A 15,980-nucleotide genomic window follows, 5' to 3' on the forward strand; every position below is an offset into this window, starting at 1 on the left:
ATAATCTTTCCCCTGTTGAATATCGTGTGAAGGCTATGTAGCTCTTTATGAGTGTCTACTTGACGGGGGGCAGATCAAGGTATTATGTTGCATTCAACTATACATAAGAAAACAGGCGCCATCCCTTGATAATCAAGGGATGGCGCCTGTTTTTGATTGGCTGCTGCTCTTTCAATGCAATATATTGAATGTTTACGTTATATTAAATGCAACAAATGTTACTCTTATTGAGTAAACGTACTTTTTCTAAAATGGACTGGTCTAACGAAGCACGAGTGTTTAACAGAACCGATAAAATGCCAGCCAGTTTTAAATTCGGATTGTATTTCTTTTGAACAACCTGGCATGTCTCTAAATAATCTTCGAGAGCATAATAGGCAAACGGCTCGGTTGCAGCCTGGCTACAGTATAGTCGCTTGCTGTCAGCCCAATCAGTGTCTGTTCAGAGAGGGCTGGAGGCAGATCAAGCAAGATGTAATCATAGGGAAGCGCTCAATTAGGGAGCGCTTTTTTATTATTAAGGTCTAGCTTCTCAAAAAACTCAAGCCATGCTACAATAAAAATAGAATTTACTTTTTGAAAGCCCGCGCATCGACAACCTTCCATTTTTGGATAACGAGCGAAAGGTGAGCACTAATGTTGATGACTCTATACAGCCATTGTTTTATCGAGCTGGAAGAGGTGAAATGGAAAAGAGAGCAAGAAACCAAACGGGATAAGTCTGTCCAAATTCAATTTGGATATTAAATAAAAAATAGATTAAGCAGCAAGATCAAATTATATAAGCGGCAACACCAAAACAGACAAGGCGTATTCGAAATGAATAGGTCATTTTTTTATGCAAAAAAACAAAAAAGGAGACTGAAATAACAAATTTGAGAGGAGAAAAAATTAGAAAAGAGATCCAAAATACACTAACTAAGGAGTTTTATCGAAAGACAGGGCAGGAGTAGTTTGTATGAGCCGGACGCGGAGCGTTTTGGCATGCAAATCCTCTTTAGCGCTGTCTATTTTTGTTTTTGCAGTTGTTGGGGTTGTCATTGGTTTTGATTCCGTTTGCGGAATCTTGCTTGCTTGCAAGCAAAAAAGTCTTTGTTTTTTGCAGGTGTTGCCGAACCTGCTGAGCAAAGCGAAAACCAGCCGCGCACGGCTGGCAGCTTGTTTACAAGCTGAACATAGTGCAACCAAACGTCCATGAAAGATAAACTTTCGCTTGATTGATCAAGTTTGGACGTGGAGCCGTCGCATGAAAATGCGACATCAGCGATAGCTGATCGCTGCTCCTTTTAAGTGCTCAACATGCAATATGCGATGAGGAAGATGCGTCCGTCTCTGTATTGGCAAAAAAATGCGAAGCATTTGGCAATACAGAGACGGACGCCGGCACGGTGTTTGTTCCGGGCCTTGGCAAAGCGCCCGGAAAGGGTTTAGAGCTTTTTGTTTTCCGAATGATATTCGGAAAACAGCCGAAAACGCAGTATCGGTCAGACGGATACTGAAGCTTTGCTGTGCAAATTTTTATATCTGAGAGGGGAATGTGGTATGGCCAGAAAAAGCATTGAGCTGAATGAAAAGCAGGAACGCATGTATAACGTCTTGAGTCAGCAAATTTCCAAGGTGGCACGCCATAATCGGCAAGGATCTTACGGAACGAAAAAAGGCTATGCGGAGAAGGTAAATAAGTTTTGCCGGTTCTTATCGAAAGAGTTTGCTGTACAAAAGTTCGCGAACATCAGCAATAAGCACCTGGCTGGATACGTGAAACACGAGCAGGGGCGTGGTATTTCGAATAAAACGCTTAAAACGGAACTGTCTGCGATTCGTTTCTTTCACGATAAAGTCGATCGCCCGAGACACGTTTTAGAAACGGAAAACAAGCTGTTGGGGGCTGAACGATTGAAAAGCAGCGGTGAAAACAAGGCGTGGAACCAACAAGAAATTGATCGTTTTCATGAGGTGTGCCCCAAATTCGGCAATGAACGCATGGCATCGGTAGCGAAACTAGCCAGAAATGAAGGGCTGCGGATTCATGAGACGCTGAGAATAGACCGTAACGTCGCAGAGAAGGCGTTAAAAACAGGTGAGATAAAAATTAAGGGGAAGGGCGGAAAAGTTCGTTGTGTGCCAATCTCGCGCGAATCAGCGGATATGCTGAAGGAAGTCATGAAAAATGTAGAGCGTGGAGATAAATTGTTCGTGCGTGAAGGAGAAAAAACGCATTTGGTTATCAAACAATGCCAAAATTTTATTAATCGGCACCGTGATAAATTTCAAGATGAAAACCGGGCTGAACGCATTGCTGCAGGTGAAAAGTTAAAAGAAAACGTCACGTTTCACGGCTTGCGGCACGCATACGCACAGGATCGCTATGATGAAGCAAAAGAACAAAACATAAATGATGGTAATGCCCGGCTCGTGGTTTCGCGCCTTTTAGGACATGAGCGCGATGAAGTGACACGGATCTATACAACAAATTAAAGCCCTCACAGTGAGGGGTTTTTTAAGGAAAGAGGTTTTCGTTGTTCTCTTTTTTGTTTAATATAACTGCTTCAAATCGAAGATTTAAAGCAGCCTTGTCTACAGTCTGATAGCAAATCACCTGTGGTGATTGCTATTTTACTTAAAGGTGATTAATGCCACCTGGTGTCTTTTTTATTTCTTTACTTTTGAAATGGTCATCCCATCACCGATTGGAATAAGCAGAGATTCTAATTGAGGATGATTCGCCACAGTTTCATTAAATTTCTTCATGAATTCAGTATAACGTTTAGGTTTAGCATCCTGGTCTGTTACACTACCGCCTGCAAGTACGTTGTCTGTAACGATTAAAGCACCCGGTTCCGCCAGTTTAATGCAATATTTCAGGTAATTTTCATAATTTTCTTTATCAGCGTCAATAAAGAAAAAATCAAATCGCTTATTATCGCCAATAAGTTTTTCAAGACTTTGCAATGCCGCCCCGGTCATATAGGATGCCTGATCGCTAAAGCCAGCTTTAGATAGATTGCTTTGTGCTAGCTTTGTGTATCTCTCCTCTAATTCAAGAGAGGTTAATTTTCCTTCTTTACCGAATCCTCTGGCAAGACAAATTCCACTATAGCCCCCAAGAGCCCCTATTTCCAGAATATTTTTCGCCCCTGAAATTGATACGAGCATCGTTAGAAGTTTTCCAGAAGAGGGAGATACTGATATGGAGGGCATTCCGTTTTCTTTTATGGACGAAATCACTTCCTCCAAATGAACATCTTGTTTATGAAACACTGAATCGATGTAACTGTTAACTTGTTTCATTAAATTCAATTCCTTTCCCGCCATTATTTAAAGATTCTTTACTATCCAATACATAATTTTACTTTTATTCAACTTTATTATATTTTTTGAATTTATTAAATTTTATCCATTTCAAATAAAGGAGTAAATTCGTCGCTTACCATCTCAATGGTTTTTAATTCACCGATTAAATTTTAATTTTTGGGGGGCAATTACTCTAACGGCCCATTATCTCCAGATTTTTCTTGCTCATTTGCAATAGGATCATTTGGCTTAACTTCATCTTGGTGAATTTCAAACAATTGAGTAAATTCATCGATAATCATTTCAACTGCTTTTAACTCTCCAACTAAAATGGGATTAATTGATTGCAGCTCTGGTGATTCTAATTGCTGTTTTAATGTTGCACGCTTTACATTCATTCTGTCTAAAAATTCAATGGCTCTTCCTCTACGGAATGTTTTTGCGCCTCGATGATGTTCTTTTCGCTTATGACTACCGCCTCTATGATGACGATCCTCTTCTTGATTGTGTTCACCTTTAAAATGTCTTTGCTCTCCTTGGTACCTTCTGCCATTTTTGCCTCTCATCATACCACTCCATTTCCGTATACAAACGTATACATTTATTTTATTGTATACGTTTGTATACGGATAATCAATGTTTTATTTTCAATAATATTTGAATACGGATTAAATTTTGGTTATTTTTCAAGATTTTTCTCCAATATAGATATTATCTTGATGTCTCGATTAAACGAATGAATGTAACTTATTCTATAGTGTGTTTCATTAGAAAAAGCCCCGGATGCCAAAGGAAGCCGGGGCTTTTTACGGTGCATTAGGAACATATTTTTAATTAGAGTTGGATGAAAGAAGCATCTTATGCCAAATACTTACGAAACATTTTATGGTACAATTATCCAAAATAGGAGGTTCTATTATGATTTTTCTAGAACAGCTGCTTCCAGTTCTTATATCGATACTTATTACTGTTGTTCCTATTGCTATTGTTATTTGGTTTTTCCTAAAAATACTTAAGAATCAAAAAGAACAAGCGATTCTCTTAAAAGATATTGTTAAGAAACTAGACGCTGGAAAGAAAACCAATACCTAAACTGTTTACTAGGTCTGTCTACTGTTGATTGAGAAGAGCAAAGCTTACGATGATCAATCATGAGCTTTTTTAATTGGAGAAATGACTATTTAAGCGAATGTAACTTATTCTATACCTGTTCTGCACCGATTTTCATTCTCTGTGGTGTAGCGCTGGTTTTGTGCTACATGGATGGCTAATGGGGCAGTACAATGCTTTACAATGTTATAGAAAAAGCCGATTTTCCTAAGTAGGAAGATCGGCTTTTTCTTCTGTTATTCATTTTTAAACAATAATCTGTCGTCACACCATAATTAATTAAAACCAACTATAGGATGCGGCACATATGGTTCTTCTAGTAATGCAATTTCTTCAGGTGTTAACTTAATTGATAGAGCAGCTGCCGCATCTTCGAGATGAGATATTTTCGTAGCACCGATAATAGGAGCTGTTACTGGTTCTTTCTGCAGCAGCCAGGCAAGCGCGATTTGAATGCGGGGAACGCCACGTTTTTCTGCGATTGCCGCAACCTGCTCCACAATCAATCGGTCCGTATTTGCAGTCGCATCGTATTTAGATTTTTGAATTTGATCGGTTTCGGAACGATGCGTTGTTTCCGCCCAATCACGTATCAATCTTCCTGATGCGAGCGGGCTATATGGAATCACACCGATTTTTTCTTCCTTACAAAGAGGCAGCATCTCCCTCTCCTCTTCACGGTATATGAGGTTTAAATGATTTTGCATCGACACAAACCTAGTCCATCCGTTTTTCTCCGCTACATGTAATGCCTTTTGGAACTGCCATGCGTACATGGCAGAAGCACCGATGTATCGTACCTTCCCAGCCTTCACCACATCATGCAATGCCTCCATCGTTTCTTCAATAGGGGTATCGTAATCCCAGCGATGAATTTGATAAAGGTCTACATAATCGGTTCCCAATCTCTTAAGACTCTTATCAATTTCACTCATAATTGCCTTTCGTGAAAGACCGGCGCTATTTGGACCTTCATGCATTCGGCCATGTAGCTTTGTTGCAATGACAATTTCATCACGATTGGCAAAATCTTTTAGTGCTCGTCCCACAATTTCCTCGCTTGTTCCGCCTGAATAGACGTTCGCTGTATCAAAAAAATTGATACCAAGCTCAAGGGCTTTTTTAATAATAGGACGACTGCGCTCTTCATCAAGCACCCATTGATGAATCCACCGCTCTGCATCACCAAAGCTCATACAGCCAAGGCAAAGCCGGGATACATCCAAGCCAGTATTTCCAAGTTTCACATAGTCCATTTGATTCGTCCTCACTTTCCAATATTAGATACGTTTTTTAGATGGCTAATCTCGGTACGTAGGCCGCATAATCATCTCGTAATCGCTGCATCAGATGGTTCTTCCATTAAACGGAAGATGCGTCAACTTGTTTTAGAGGGAAGAGAACCGGTATTCGGATGGCCCAACTCTTTATTTTTCAGCAAACGTTTCACAAAAAAAGTGAACATCAACAAGGAAAACACGACTGACACGGCGCTGACCGTGAACAACATCTGGTAACTCGTGTGCTGGGCAACCCAGCCTAACAGGATCGAACCTAGCCCGATGCCAAGGTCAGTAGCAGTCGAAAAAGAAGCATTGGCTACCCCTGCACGGTCCGGGCGGACAATACGGATGGTTGCTGCTTGAAGAGCCGGCTGCGCGGAACCGAAACCGATACCGTACAGAACCGCCGAAGCGAGCACGCCGAACAATCCGGTCGAGAAGCTTAAGACAATCAAAGCCAAAATCGTCATCACAAGGGACGGGGCAATGACAAACGCCTCGCCGTACCGGTCCGAAAGTTTCCCCGCAATGGGACGGATCAGGACAAGCGTTGCGGCATAGACCAGAAAGAACGTGCCGGAATTGACCTGGATCGAGTCAGCGAACAGCGGAACAAAGCTGATAATGCCGCCATAAGCGAGAAACAGAAAAAAGATGGATGCCGTGATGGGCAAGACCGATTTTTCGAAAAATTCAATTCTCCCTGCGCCTGATTGCGGCTGGAAAGGCGTTTTCGCACCCAGCATCAAGAACAGCGCTGCGGCAGAGAGGACGACGGCGAATAGAAACAGAGCGTCGTACGACAGGTTCTGTGTAACCCAGAGACCGAACAGCGGTCCGATTGCCATGGCCAGGGTCATGGACATGCTAAACCACCCCATGCCTTCTCCGCGGCGGGCGGACGGGATCATATCCGTAACCGCCGTGAGAATGGCGGTTGTGGAAACGGCCCAGCTCGCCCCATGCACTATTCTGAGCGCCATCAAAACGCCGATTCCACCGATCCAGTTATACATATACATCGCCACGGCAAAGAGGAGCAGCCCGCCGATGATAAACGGACGCCTGCCGAACCGGTCCAGCAGCCCGCCGACGATCGGGCGAAAAATAACGGCAGTCAGCATAAATGCGCCCATCGCCAGACCGACCTGCGTTTCGTTGCCGCCCATCTGTTTGATAAACAGCGGCAGCGTTGGGTACAGCATATAAAAGGCGGTAAATAGGAAAAGCATCCCTACGGTCATGAGAATAAACGACTTCGTCCATAGGCGTTCCACACTTCATTCCTCCTCGGGTGAAAGATTCAGTGTTATTTCTTCTTTCATTTTGTTAAATAAACAAAATTTGTTCAATTACGCTTTTGCATTCTTTATCTTCCTTTCCTTATTTTTTATTAACCACTTTAATTTCCGTTGTTGTTCATCGGGATCTATGTACTCCTAATTATGCAACAAATGAAAAAGTAACCGTTATCCCGTTCGTATCAAATGATTGCCTAATCCTCTCAACAGCCATTTACGCAACAGACGAACATGCATTACAATGGAAATATCAAGGATAAAGGAACAAGGAGGATCTTATGTCTAAACCAATATATCAACAGCAGGATGAGCTCGCCAAACTCATTGAGCGTTACTCAGGGCAGGACGGTGTTCACCCGACTGCTATTCCATCTTTATTTTTCATCTGTGAATCTATTGTTACCGAACCAATTTATAGAGTTAACGAGCCATCCTTTTGTATTATCGTTCAAGGTGAGAAGGAGGTATTGCTGGCACAGGAGCGCTTTAGGTACTGTCCTTCCGATTACATTGTTGCATCCGTTAATTTGCCGGTTAACGGGCAAGTTATAAAAGCCTCTTCTGACGCTCCGTATTTGGCTCTCAAACTTGAATTTACACCAAGTCAAATTGTAGAGATTTTAAGTGATTCTGACATTCAAGTTGGCCCGAAAGAAAATACCAAACGAGCTATGTTTGTCAGCAAAGTAGAGACATCTCTGTTAGATGCGGTAGTCAGGTTAGCTCGTTTGCTAGACAATCCGAAAGATATCCCGGTACTTGCTCCATTATTTACGAAGGAAATTCTCTATAGGGTTCTACAAGGTCCGCATGGGGATGCACTGAAACAAATGGCGATAAAAGGTAGTTATGCCTATCGAATCAGAGGCGTTATAGAACATATCATAAATAACTATGATAGGTCTTTTCGAATTGAGGAACTTGCGGAAACAGCGAATATGAGTGTTCCTTCGCTTCATAGACACTTTAAAGAGATAACCGCTATGAGCCCGATTCAGTTTCAAAAACAATTGAGACTGCAGGAAGCTAGGCGCCTGTTATTATCTGAGTCAACAGATGCCGCTGATGTCGCATTCCGGGTAGGCTACGAAAGTCCATCACAATTCAGCCGTGAATATTCCCGTATGTTTGGTTTTCCACCTAGAGAAGATATAAAGCGCCTAAGGGCGAAAAATGACCAAGAGATAAACGCATGAAGCTCCTGCTCAACGGGGTTCAAATCATTTGGAAGATTCTTTAACTAGGAATATTGTTTCTTACTATCTCATTAAAATGAAGATTGTGAAAAAGCCGAGGTCTTGCTTCATATGATAAGGCTATAATAATATTCAAAAGTTCATATATGACCAAGTATGGTATGTCTAGCTATCTTTTTTTTGTTATTAAATCAACAGAAGTAGTGTCTGTAAGAAAACATTAGAAGGTTTCCAAGAGCACAACAGTTATCCTTAAAAAAAAGGATGCTACGCTTTTTTAGTAATTCCTTATATAATAATCCCCCTAATGCGATGTATTGTGTGCCCATTTCTGATATAAATAATCCACCTACCGCAGTCCCAATTGTTATCCCTAAGACCGCCCGATAAAAACAATCCACTAGCGAAATCAGGAGCTTTCTGGAGCTGCAGATGCAATCCAATATTGACTAATGATATTTCCTGCAGCAAATAATAGTCCCCATAACATAATAGTTATCATCATAGATCCAGTGGATTTACCGGTTAGGAATGATAATAGATAAGCTATTCCTAATATGATTGGAAAAGATGTTACAGTTTTCATAGCATTTTTAGTAAGTAGCTTCCCCCCTGCAAGGTTTCCAACCAGACTTGCCAAGCCAAGTGAAAATAACACCAAACTTAACGTTGTCCCCGATATATTCGTAATGGTTTCAAGATACTCTGCAATGTAACTATTAACACTAGATGTTGCAGAACTTATAAATACGACAGTAATAATAGCTAACCAAGTAATAGGCTTTTTTAATACGCTTAATTGAGCTCCATAAGAAAGTCTTTCTTTAACAGGCATAGATGGTAAAAATAGCAATGTAGCTATGAATGCCATAGAGTTAACGATAGCGAAGAATAGCATCGCCATTTCTAAGGAAGTTTCACTAGCAATATAATTAGTGATTGGTACACCAAGTACCATACCTGCGGTTGCTCCCAACATTACTTTAGAAACAGCCTTTGGGGCTTCGTCCTTGCTAACTGAGGTAGCTGCCACAGTCAAAGCCAATGAACAATAAATCGGATGGAAAAAGGCTGGAATCACACGAGGATAAAATGGATCATAAAATGGCCGATAATTTCTTTGAAGCCAAACAGCATGGTTGTCATAATGAAAATAACGGTGACAACCACTCCGACAACCCAGTTTAAAATACCGACGACAAGCAGGTAGCCGACAATAAATTCAATAAAAGCAGCTATGACGATAAATACAGCCGGATCAAATCCAAACGTTGGCACGTGGTGAGCTGAAACGATATCAAGCGTCATTGTCGGATACACCCATTTTTCAACAGCAACCCAGCATAAAGAAAGCCCAGTTCCTAAATACAAAGGGGGGGAAGCCTTTTTCCTCAAATCGTGTTTTTCCGATAAGCGATACAGCAATAATTGCAAGGTAAAAGCCATAATCAAGCATATGAAAAATGCCATTGGCAGTAAGATTTTCTTATCGGTTAGCAAATTTGCTGAACCGTTGGGAGAAGCGTCTTTCCCTTATTAGGACGTACTCGAGTGTATCGAATGACTAAGAAGGTTGCCAACTGAAATGACGGGGGAACAACTGGAGTCTAACTATATTGCGTACGATAGCTAGGGGAATGCAAAGACCGATTATTAACGCAGCCAGCAACCGTTACGGCAATCTTGACCGACCTCCCGGGAGATTGATCAAGAATGGGTTAATTAAAAAGATAAAGAAAATAGCACAAGGCGGTGCTTAATAGGGAGCCGCAAATGTGAAACTTGCAGAGCATTTATCAGAGAAATCGAAAAAGCAACTGGCTGCTAATTCCGGCCAGAAGCAGACCCTATTTTGTCCTATAATGAGGTGTGAATCTTATTTTTCAGCCTTAATTGTGCGTAATACAAACTTAACAGGCTCATGATGGTCTCGTTGGTAATCATGAGCCCCTTTCGTAGTTATTCAATTTGTCCTTTTTATAATCATGTTTCTTCCGTAGGTGCCGTTTCTCTTTTGTTTTCACTTCCATCACGAAGCTGGAGCTTGGCTGTTAAAATAGTACATGCGAGGATTAGAATTGCAGATAATACGCAGGCTCCAAATAGTGTAAGGTGATTGGCTATAAATCGAGAACTAATTGTTCCAGCCAGCATGCCACGCATCATTAAAGGAATAAAACCATTTCTCGGCCAGGCACTTGCCCTGGCTGTTTTTTGCATTAAAAGCCTATTGGCATAATAAGATGATAGTAAAAAGATAGAAATAGTGAAACAAAGAGACTGGGTGCATGAAAACGTCAAAGATGCATATGCATAATATAAGGATCTTTGACGTTTTGTGAGCTAAATAGACTGAAAGAAGGTGATTCCTCTTATGTTATATTTACTCCGTTTTGAAGATATTTTTAAAATTGGAATAACAGAAGACCTCAATAGAATCTACAGACTGACAAAAATTTATTCAGCATTCGGGCCGCTTCTCCATACATCTTATCTAGTCGAATACAATAAAAGAAAAACCATTAAGTCGCTTGAGACCCTGCTCCATGATCATTTTGAAGAGTATAGACATACCTTTCAAGGAGAAATCACTCATGGCGGCTACACAGAATTTTTTAGAAATGACTGTTTTAGTGACGTACTGAAGCTGGTGCAGGAATTTGTTAATAGCAAGAACCGATTCTCCACAGAGAATAAAATGCATTTGGTAAAAGGAATACTATTAGAAATAGATCGAGATCATACTGATGGAAAGAAGAAAAAATTAAAATCTCAGAAGGGAATTAAAAGGAGAGAGGGAATTGACCCATATGAAAGAGAGACCATTTTAAATATGCTCCAACTTAATAAGGGGAATCTTTTTGTAGACATTAAGAAAGAAAATAATAAGACATATAGTGGGGAAATTACGTTCAACGAACGTTATAAACCAGAAACAGAAATTCCTTTTGTGAGGTATTATTTTAAAAACGAGGGAAGACACGATTCTTTCTGTCTATTCCCCTCTGTAATTAGCCTTGAAGAACAAAATGGAGAGGGAATCAGAAATGTCTTTTTTGAAATCCAGCCACTAGCATTCGAATATCCAGAAGCCATCTTATTTTATTTAGATATATTTGAGGCAATGGGTTTAAGAGATTTAATAAACGAAATGGTTCAGCACTTTGTTTATAATAACAATCGATTCTCTACAGAGGATAAATTGAACTTGGTAAAAGTATCCTTAGACAGAGATCCCCACCATACGGATGAAAAGGTGAACCATTTTAAATAAAAGTAAACGAAATCATAGGAGAGGCATTATTAGAGGCCAATAATTCCTTAGGTGGTCAGTTTGAATCAAAAAAATTGTCTGTGTACGGGAATGGATTGCTATCTTTTTTTGTAGACAAAGTCTTCACCTTGAAGATGATGTCTACAGTCTGCGCCTATCTATTTAGATAGGCGTTTTTTGTGTGTACTATTTCTAATGTACCCAAAAGTTTCATGCGCAAATGTTAAGGGAATTACTAATGTCTAAAAAGAAGAATGATTTCTAATTGGCCGGTTAATGACCAAACTCGTTTCCACCAAATCAAGAGAAAGAATTTTCCGCACCCTTCTATTTTTCATGGTGAACCAGTCATTGACCGTCAGGGGGATGTTACGAAAAAGGATGGTTAATTTTCATTGTCATAATACATTTCATCCGCATGCTTCTTATCATTTTCTTTCAGGTAGGCCCAAATTAATTCGGGCCTTTTTACCAAAAACCAGTCTCCGTTTTTATCAAATTTTCTGCTGGAGGTGATCATGGCATTAGAGATCGTACCGAACAGCTTTCCGTTTTTCAATCCCCAAATGGCCAGTCGCTGGGCAAAATCACAATCCTCAGCCAGCAGCATGTCTTCGTCGAAGCCGTTGATTGCCTCAAAATCCTTTTTATAGCACCAAAAAATACCAATGGAAATCAATCCATACTTAAAAAATAATGGAATGGCTAGTGCAGTTAGCGACGCAATGATCCCTAACGAACTTCGTTCCAATTTTCCAGTAACACCGCCGCCGATAAATATTCCGGACGATAAATTTCTTTCAACTCTGGCTAACAGGTTTTTGGTCATGCGGGTATCGGCATCGATCGTAATCAATATTTCTCCTTTTGCCATCTTTGCGCCGGCATTTCTGATTTTAGATAGATTTTTATCATCATTTTTTATTATTTTCCGGCGAGAACACTCCCGCTTCAAGCTTGTTAAGCGGGGGTAATTCAATTCGGACGATAACTTTCTAACATAAATTGTTAGGGTAAATAGTTCTGGTTTTAATGAAATATTTACGTAATACATTTAAAGTTGAACTAGGCATTTTCCTTCTGAAGTTTTCGGGTATATAACGAGTAAAACACCCAAAAGGATGAATAGACATGCCACACAGTGAGTCCGTCCATGAACTGCAGAAAGAGACCTTTCCGAATCTAAAAAAAAGCGGATGGATGGAAACATTGACCACCTTCTCTTTGAAGATGAATCGATGATCCGTGACTACCAGACGATCGGATGAGGAATTCACCCATTTCTGATGCTGAATATGTGTCTTGTGGTTTCGCTTGATGACACTTACTTGCGTTTCATGATCAGTGCTGCAGGACTAACCTATTATTCTCCATCTGCTTATTTTCCTTGCGCAGTTTTAAGAACTCCTGCTGTTCAAGAGAACGTTTGTCTTTTTCTTAAGGAGTATTTTAAGAGCATTGCACATTTTTATCTGCCGTATTATATTTAGTGAATATTATGCATAGAGAGTCCAAAAGAGGGGAAGTGGCGAACATGAAAAGGGTGTGGATACTGACAGCCACTTTTTTGCTAGTGGCATGCTCCCATCGTCAGGCAGAGTTAATTCAGTCGGAACCACAGCCTGTTACATTAGAATTCTTCACAGTAAAAGAAGAAACAAGGCCGATTCTGAATCAATTGATTCTTGATTTTGAAGCAAGGTATCCGCATATCAATATTGAGCAGGTGATTACACCGAATGGTATGTCGGTGCTGAAAACACGGATTGCCCGGGGAGATGTACCGGATTTGTTTATCACTTACCCCTTTGAGTACGATTATATCACTCGTGCTCGAAAAGGCTATCTGCTAGATTTAACCACCGAAATGTTTTTGGACCGAATTCAGCCGACCATTCAGCAGCGTTACCTTGTGGATGGACATATGTATGGAGCTGCCTTTACTCAAAACGCGGTCGGTGTTTTATACAATAAGGAAGATTTTAAAGAGCTAAATTTAACTGTTCCAGATACATGGGATAAATGGTTGAATGTAATGGATACGCTGAAGCAAGCAGGGAAGCAGCCGTTTGTCATGTCTAATAAAGAAGCAGATCAGACGAGCGTTTTTACATTGAATTTTGTGGCCAATGCATTTCCACCTTCGTATTGGAATGAGCCGAAACAGTTGGAGAACGATCCAGCATGGAGGGACCTTACCCATAAAGTGGAAAAAATCCTTTCGTATATAGAGCCAGAATCCTTTAACATGGGTTATTTGGAAGCGAACCAAGCTTTTGCAAATAGAGAAGGAACTATGTATGTGATGGGTACTTGGGCGCTGCCGCTGATTGAAAAATTGAATCCTGCTTTGGATTACGGAATTTTCCCTGTACCTGTTTCGAATCAGCCGGAACAAAATCGTGTGTTGGGCGGAGTAGATATTGGCATCGGTATTTCTTCAGAAACAGATTATCCGCAAGAAGCTAAGCTCTTTCTTGCTTTTCTAACAGAAGAACGAAACGCGCAAGGCTTGTCATTGTATGAAGGATCGATCAGCACCAGTATGAACGTTCAAAAAATAAAGGATACTCTGGCACCGCTTGAAGAAAAAGTGCAGGACGGAGAGACAGTAAATTGGCCTAATCATTATTGGGCAGGAGGAACGGCCGCTGAATCAGAATACCGGCAGTATACACTTCAGTTTTTCTATGATCGAGATGAACAAGCTTATTTAAAAAACCTTGAACGGATGTTTGAAAAATATAACAATGTTTTACTAACAGAACAGGTGAATGACTAATGACGTTCCAGCGTAAAATGATTCTTGCTTTTCTTGTATTTGTCCTGCTTCCAGTTGTAACTCTCGGCTACATTTCTAACCGAATATCCACAGATACGCTTCAAAAGACGATCAGCAGACAGACGGTTCAGACGTTGAATGTATTGGATCGGAATATGATGGAAGCGGTCACAGAAGTGAATCACTTTTCCGATTATGTAGTTTCATCTGGAGATATTCAATCTTTTTTAACGTCCAGCAAGGAAGAAAGTGTTTTCGAATTGTATAATAAGCGCCAGTCTATTACGGGTATGATGTATGCCAATGCTAAAATTCAGCAGTTTGCTTTGTATAGCAATACGGGAGACCGCCTTTATCAATCAAATGAACAAGTGACGGAAGAAGAGCCCTTTTTTCCTCATCGGCTGGTACAGGAAATGAAACAGAAAAAAGGGTCTGCGGTTTGGCTGAGTCCATCAACTTTGTCTCAGCATCCATTTCAACAAGATACATCCCTTTTTCTCACGCAAGGACGAATCATCAATGATATCAATACTCTTGATCCTCTTGGATATATGGTGTTAGCCATCCGCCTTGATTTGTTTGATGATGTGTTTGCATCTAAGATGGATACGCCATCTACTGAACTGCTAATTAATAAAGAAGGAGAAATTTTATATGCTCTAGACCATCAATGGATAGGCAAAAGACTAGCAGTCGAGTCTTTAAAGCAAGTGCAGTCGGGTGAAACCGGATTTTTGCTGGATCAATGGAACGGAGAAACGCACCTAATTACATATATGCCTTCTCGTTTCCAATTGGTAGGCGACAACGATGTGTGGATTGTAGCACTTAAACCATGGGATGTGCTTGCTAGTGATGTAGTGTATATTCGAAATACAACTCTTTTTATCGGGTTACTTACATTGATGGCTGCTGTGTTTTTCAACTTGTTTTACCTGAGAAGGGTAGCGAGCTTTATCCAAGCGCTTAACTGGAATATGAAGCAGGTGAGGAGCGGTGATTTGTCCTCCCGAATGAATGCTTATTCTTTGAAAGAGTTGAACGGCCTGTCTCTCGGGTTCAATCAAATGATTCAACGTATTGGAGAATTGATAAAGCAGATCAGACGAGAGGAAGAAAAAAATCGGCAGGCAGAATTTAAAGTTCTGCAACAGCAAATTAATCCTCATTTTCTTTACAATACACTCGAATCCATCAATGCACTGGCTGCAATGAGTGGCCAGAAGGACATCAGCAAAATGACCATCAATCTCGGTCGCCTCCTCCGTATCAGCATCAATGGAAGTTATGAAGTGCTGATCCATCAGGAAATTAGTCATGTAATCAGCTATCTGGAAATTCAAAAAATCCGTTTTAATCACTTATTTACGTACGAAGTAGATATAGAAAATTCATTGTCCAACGAGCGTGTTTTAAAGCTGATTTTACAGCCGCTTGTGGAAAACGTCCTCGCTCATGCGTTTGATCAGCAGGAAAATGGTTTAATCTCTATACGGGGAACACGAACAGACACAACCGGATACTTGTGGGTGAGGGACAATGGAAAAGGCATTTCAGCCAATTTATTGGAAAAGCTACATGAAAAACGAGGCACTTCTGAACAACAGGGACATGGCATCCGTAATGTACATGAGCGGCTAAATCTTTATTACGGCAAAGAATACGGACTGATGGTTTGCTCTTCCGAACAAGGAACCATTATTCAAATAGCTTTTCCATTGGAACGGGGTGACTAGC

Annotated in this window: 15 protein-coding genes and 1 pseudogene; 7 read left to right on the forward strand and 9 right to left on the reverse strand. The window is 40.6% G+C overall.

Annotated features, from left to right (window positions below; all coding sequences use genetic code 11):
- Positions 1-351: 351 nt before the first annotated feature.
- Positions 352-471, reverse strand: a complete 120-nt coding sequence (locus NLX67_RS23245; protein ID WP_375143392.1) for a hypothetical protein — start codon at positions 469-471, stop codon at positions 352-354.
- Positions 472-958: 487 nt separating this feature from the next.
- Here NLX67_RS23245 and NLX67_RS15355 point away from each other — a divergent pair, with 487 nt between their 5' ends.
- Both NLX67_RS15355 and NLX67_RS15360 read left to right on the forward strand, forming a co-directional pair.
- The gene (locus NLX67_RS15355; protein ID WP_254312400.1) at positions 959-1,198 is read left to right on the forward strand and encodes a hypothetical protein; all 240 of its coding nucleotides are present in this window, start codon (positions 959-961) and stop codon (positions 1,196-1,198) included.
- A gap of 344 nt (positions 1,199-1,542) precedes the next feature.
- Positions 1,543-2,478: a tyrosine-type recombinase/integrase gene (locus tag NLX67_RS15360; RefSeq protein ID WP_254312401.1), complete on the forward strand. Its 936-nt coding sequence runs from the start codon at positions 1,543-1,545 to the stop codon at positions 2,476-2,478.
- A 174-nt stretch (positions 2,479-2,652) separates the two neighbouring features.
- Here the strand turns inward: NLX67_RS15360 and NLX67_RS15365 are convergent, their stop codons facing one another.
- Positions 2,653-3,291 (reverse strand): O-methyltransferase, encoded by a 639-nt coding sequence (locus NLX67_RS15365; RefSeq protein ID WP_254312402.1) that lies wholly within the window; start codon positions 3,289-3,291, stop codon positions 2,653-2,655.
- 191 nt (positions 3,292-3,482) lie between these two features.
- On the reverse strand, positions 3,483-3,860 hold the full coding sequence (locus tag NLX67_RS15370) for a hypothetical protein (protein WP_254312498.1): 378 nt from the start codon (positions 3,858-3,860) through the stop codon (positions 3,483-3,485).
- Positions 3,861-4,212: 352 nt separating this feature from the next.
- Here NLX67_RS15370 and NLX67_RS15375 point away from each other — a divergent pair, with 352 nt between their 5' ends.
- On the forward strand, positions 4,213-4,386 hold the full coding sequence (locus NLX67_RS15375; protein ID WP_254312403.1) for a hypothetical protein: 174 nt from the start codon (positions 4,213-4,215) through the stop codon (positions 4,384-4,386).
- 293 nt (positions 4,387-4,679) lie between these two features.
- On the opposite strand, the gene NLX67_RS15380 is transcribed toward NLX67_RS15375, so the two are convergent.
- Positions 4,680-5,660, reverse strand: coding sequence for an aldo/keto reductase (locus NLX67_RS15380; RefSeq protein WP_254312404.1), 981 nt, complete (start codon positions 5,658-5,660; stop codon positions 4,680-4,682).
- 122 nt (positions 5,661-5,782) lie between these two features.
- Positions 5,783-6,964 (reverse strand): MFS transporter, encoded by a 1,182-nt coding sequence (locus tag NLX67_RS15385; RefSeq protein WP_254312405.1) that lies wholly within the window; start codon positions 6,962-6,964, stop codon positions 5,783-5,785.
- Positions 6,965-7,266: 302 nt separating this feature from the next.
- On the opposite strand from NLX67_RS15385, the gene NLX67_RS15390 reads away from it, so the two are divergent.
- On the forward strand, positions 7,267-8,184 hold the full coding sequence (locus NLX67_RS15390) for an AraC family transcriptional regulator (RefSeq protein WP_254312406.1): 918 nt from the start codon (positions 7,267-7,269) through the stop codon (positions 8,182-8,184).
- 293 nt (positions 8,185-8,477) lie between these two features.
- Here NLX67_RS15390 and NLX67_RS15395 read toward each other — a convergent pair.
- From NLX67_RS15395 to NLX67_RS15405, 3 genes and pseudogenes are all read right to left on the reverse strand, one after another.
- Positions 8,478-9,268 (reverse strand): annotated as a pseudogene (locus NLX67_RS15395) (MFS transporter); the annotation flags it as partial.
- The gene (locus tag NLX67_RS15400; protein ID WP_254312407.1) at positions 9,262-9,492 is read right to left on the reverse strand and encodes a DoxX family membrane protein; all 231 of its coding nucleotides are present in this window, start codon (positions 9,490-9,492) and stop codon (positions 9,262-9,264) included. The gene NLX67_RS15400 and the pseudogene NLX67_RS15395, both read right to left, overlap by 7 nt.
- A 675-nt stretch (positions 9,493-10,167) precedes the next feature.
- Positions 10,168-10,404 carry a hypothetical protein gene (locus NLX67_RS15405; protein ID WP_254312408.1) on the reverse strand — a complete coding sequence of 79 codons (237 nt, stop codon included), beginning with the start codon at positions 10,402-10,404 and terminating at the stop codon, positions 10,168-10,170.
- A gap of 154 nt (positions 10,405-10,558) precedes the next feature.
- Here NLX67_RS15405 and NLX67_RS15410 point away from each other — a divergent pair, with 154 nt between their 5' ends.
- Positions 10,559-11,458, forward strand: coding sequence for a GIY-YIG nuclease family protein (locus tag NLX67_RS15410; RefSeq protein ID WP_254312409.1), 900 nt, complete (start codon positions 10,559-10,561; stop codon positions 11,456-11,458).
- A 385-nt stretch (positions 11,459-11,843) separates the two neighbouring features.
- On the opposite strand, the gene NLX67_RS15415 is transcribed toward NLX67_RS15410, so the two are convergent.
- The gene (locus tag NLX67_RS15415) at positions 11,844-12,512 is read right to left on the reverse strand and encodes a glycosyltransferase (RefSeq protein ID WP_375143393.1); all 669 of its coding nucleotides are present in this window, start codon (positions 12,510-12,512) and stop codon (positions 11,844-11,846) included.
- Between the two features lie 480 nt (positions 12,513-12,992).
- Here NLX67_RS15415 and NLX67_RS15420 point away from each other — a divergent pair, with 480 nt between their 5' ends.
- Both NLX67_RS15420 and NLX67_RS15425 read left to right on the forward strand, forming a co-directional pair.
- Positions 12,993-14,240 carry an ABC transporter substrate-binding protein gene (locus NLX67_RS15420; RefSeq protein ID WP_254312410.1) on the forward strand — a complete coding sequence of 416 codons (1,248 nt, stop codon included), beginning with the start codon at positions 12,993-12,995 and terminating at the stop codon, positions 14,238-14,240.
- Positions 14,240-15,979: a cache domain-containing sensor histidine kinase gene (locus NLX67_RS15425; RefSeq protein ID WP_254312411.1), complete on the forward strand. Its 1,740-nt coding sequence runs from the start codon at positions 14,240-14,242 to the stop codon at positions 15,977-15,979. Before NLX67_RS15420 ends, NLX67_RS15425 begins: the two co-directional genes overlap by 1 nt.
- Position 15,980: the final 1 nt, after the last annotated feature.

Source organism: Domibacillus sp. A3M-37, from assembly GCF_024213455.1.
Lineage (GTDB): Bacteria > Bacillota > Bacilli > Bacillales > Domibacillaceae > Domibacillus > Domibacillus tundrae.

Excerpts from the sequence above, each read along its gene's own strand:
- NLX67_RS15355 (WP_254312400.1), top strand. The coding sequence starts at position 959 with ATGAGCCGGACGCGGAGCGTTTTGGCATGCAAATCCTCTTTAGCGCTG.
- NLX67_RS15360 (WP_254312401.1), top strand. The coding sequence starts at position 1,543 with ATGGCCAGAAAAAGCATTGAGCTGAATGAAAAGCAGGAACGCATGTAT.
- NLX67_RS15365 (WP_254312402.1), bottom strand. The coding sequence starts at position 3,291 with ATGAAACAAGTTAACAGTTACATCGATTCAGTGTTTCATAAACAAGAT.
- NLX67_RS15370 (WP_254312498.1), bottom strand. The coding sequence starts at position 3,860 with ATGAGAGGCAAAAATGGCAGAAGGTACCAAGGAGAGCAAAGACATTTT.
- NLX67_RS15375 (WP_254312403.1), top strand. The coding sequence starts at position 4,213 with ATGATTTTTCTAGAACAGCTGCTTCCAGTTCTTATATCGATACTTATT.
- NLX67_RS15380 (WP_254312404.1), bottom strand. The coding sequence starts at position 5,660 with ATGGACTATGTGAAACTTGGAAATACTGGCTTGGATGTATCCCGGCTT.
- NLX67_RS15390 (WP_254312406.1), top strand. The coding sequence starts at position 7,267 with ATGTCTAAACCAATATATCAACAGCAGGATGAGCTCGCCAAACTCATT.
- NLX67_RS15400 (WP_254312407.1), bottom strand. The coding sequence starts at position 9,492 with ATGACGCTTGATATCGTTTCAGCTCACCACGTGCCAACGTTTGGATTT.
- NLX67_RS15405 (WP_254312408.1), bottom strand. The coding sequence starts at position 10,404 with ATGCAAAAAACAGCCAGGGCAAGTGCCTGGCCGAGAAATGGTTTTATT.
- NLX67_RS15410 (WP_254312409.1), top strand. The coding sequence starts at position 10,559 with ATGTTATATTTACTCCGTTTTGAAGATATTTTTAAAATTGGAATAACA.
- NLX67_RS15415 (WP_375143393.1), bottom strand. The coding sequence starts at position 12,512 with ATGTATTACGTAAATATTTCATTAAAACCAGAACTATTTACCCTAACA.
- NLX67_RS15420 (WP_254312410.1), top strand. The coding sequence starts at position 12,993 with ATGAAAAGGGTGTGGATACTGACAGCCACTTTTTTGCTAGTGGCATGC.
- NLX67_RS15425 (WP_254312411.1), top strand. The coding sequence starts at position 14,240 with ATGACGTTCCAGCGTAAAATGATTCTTGCTTTTCTTGTATTTGTCCTG.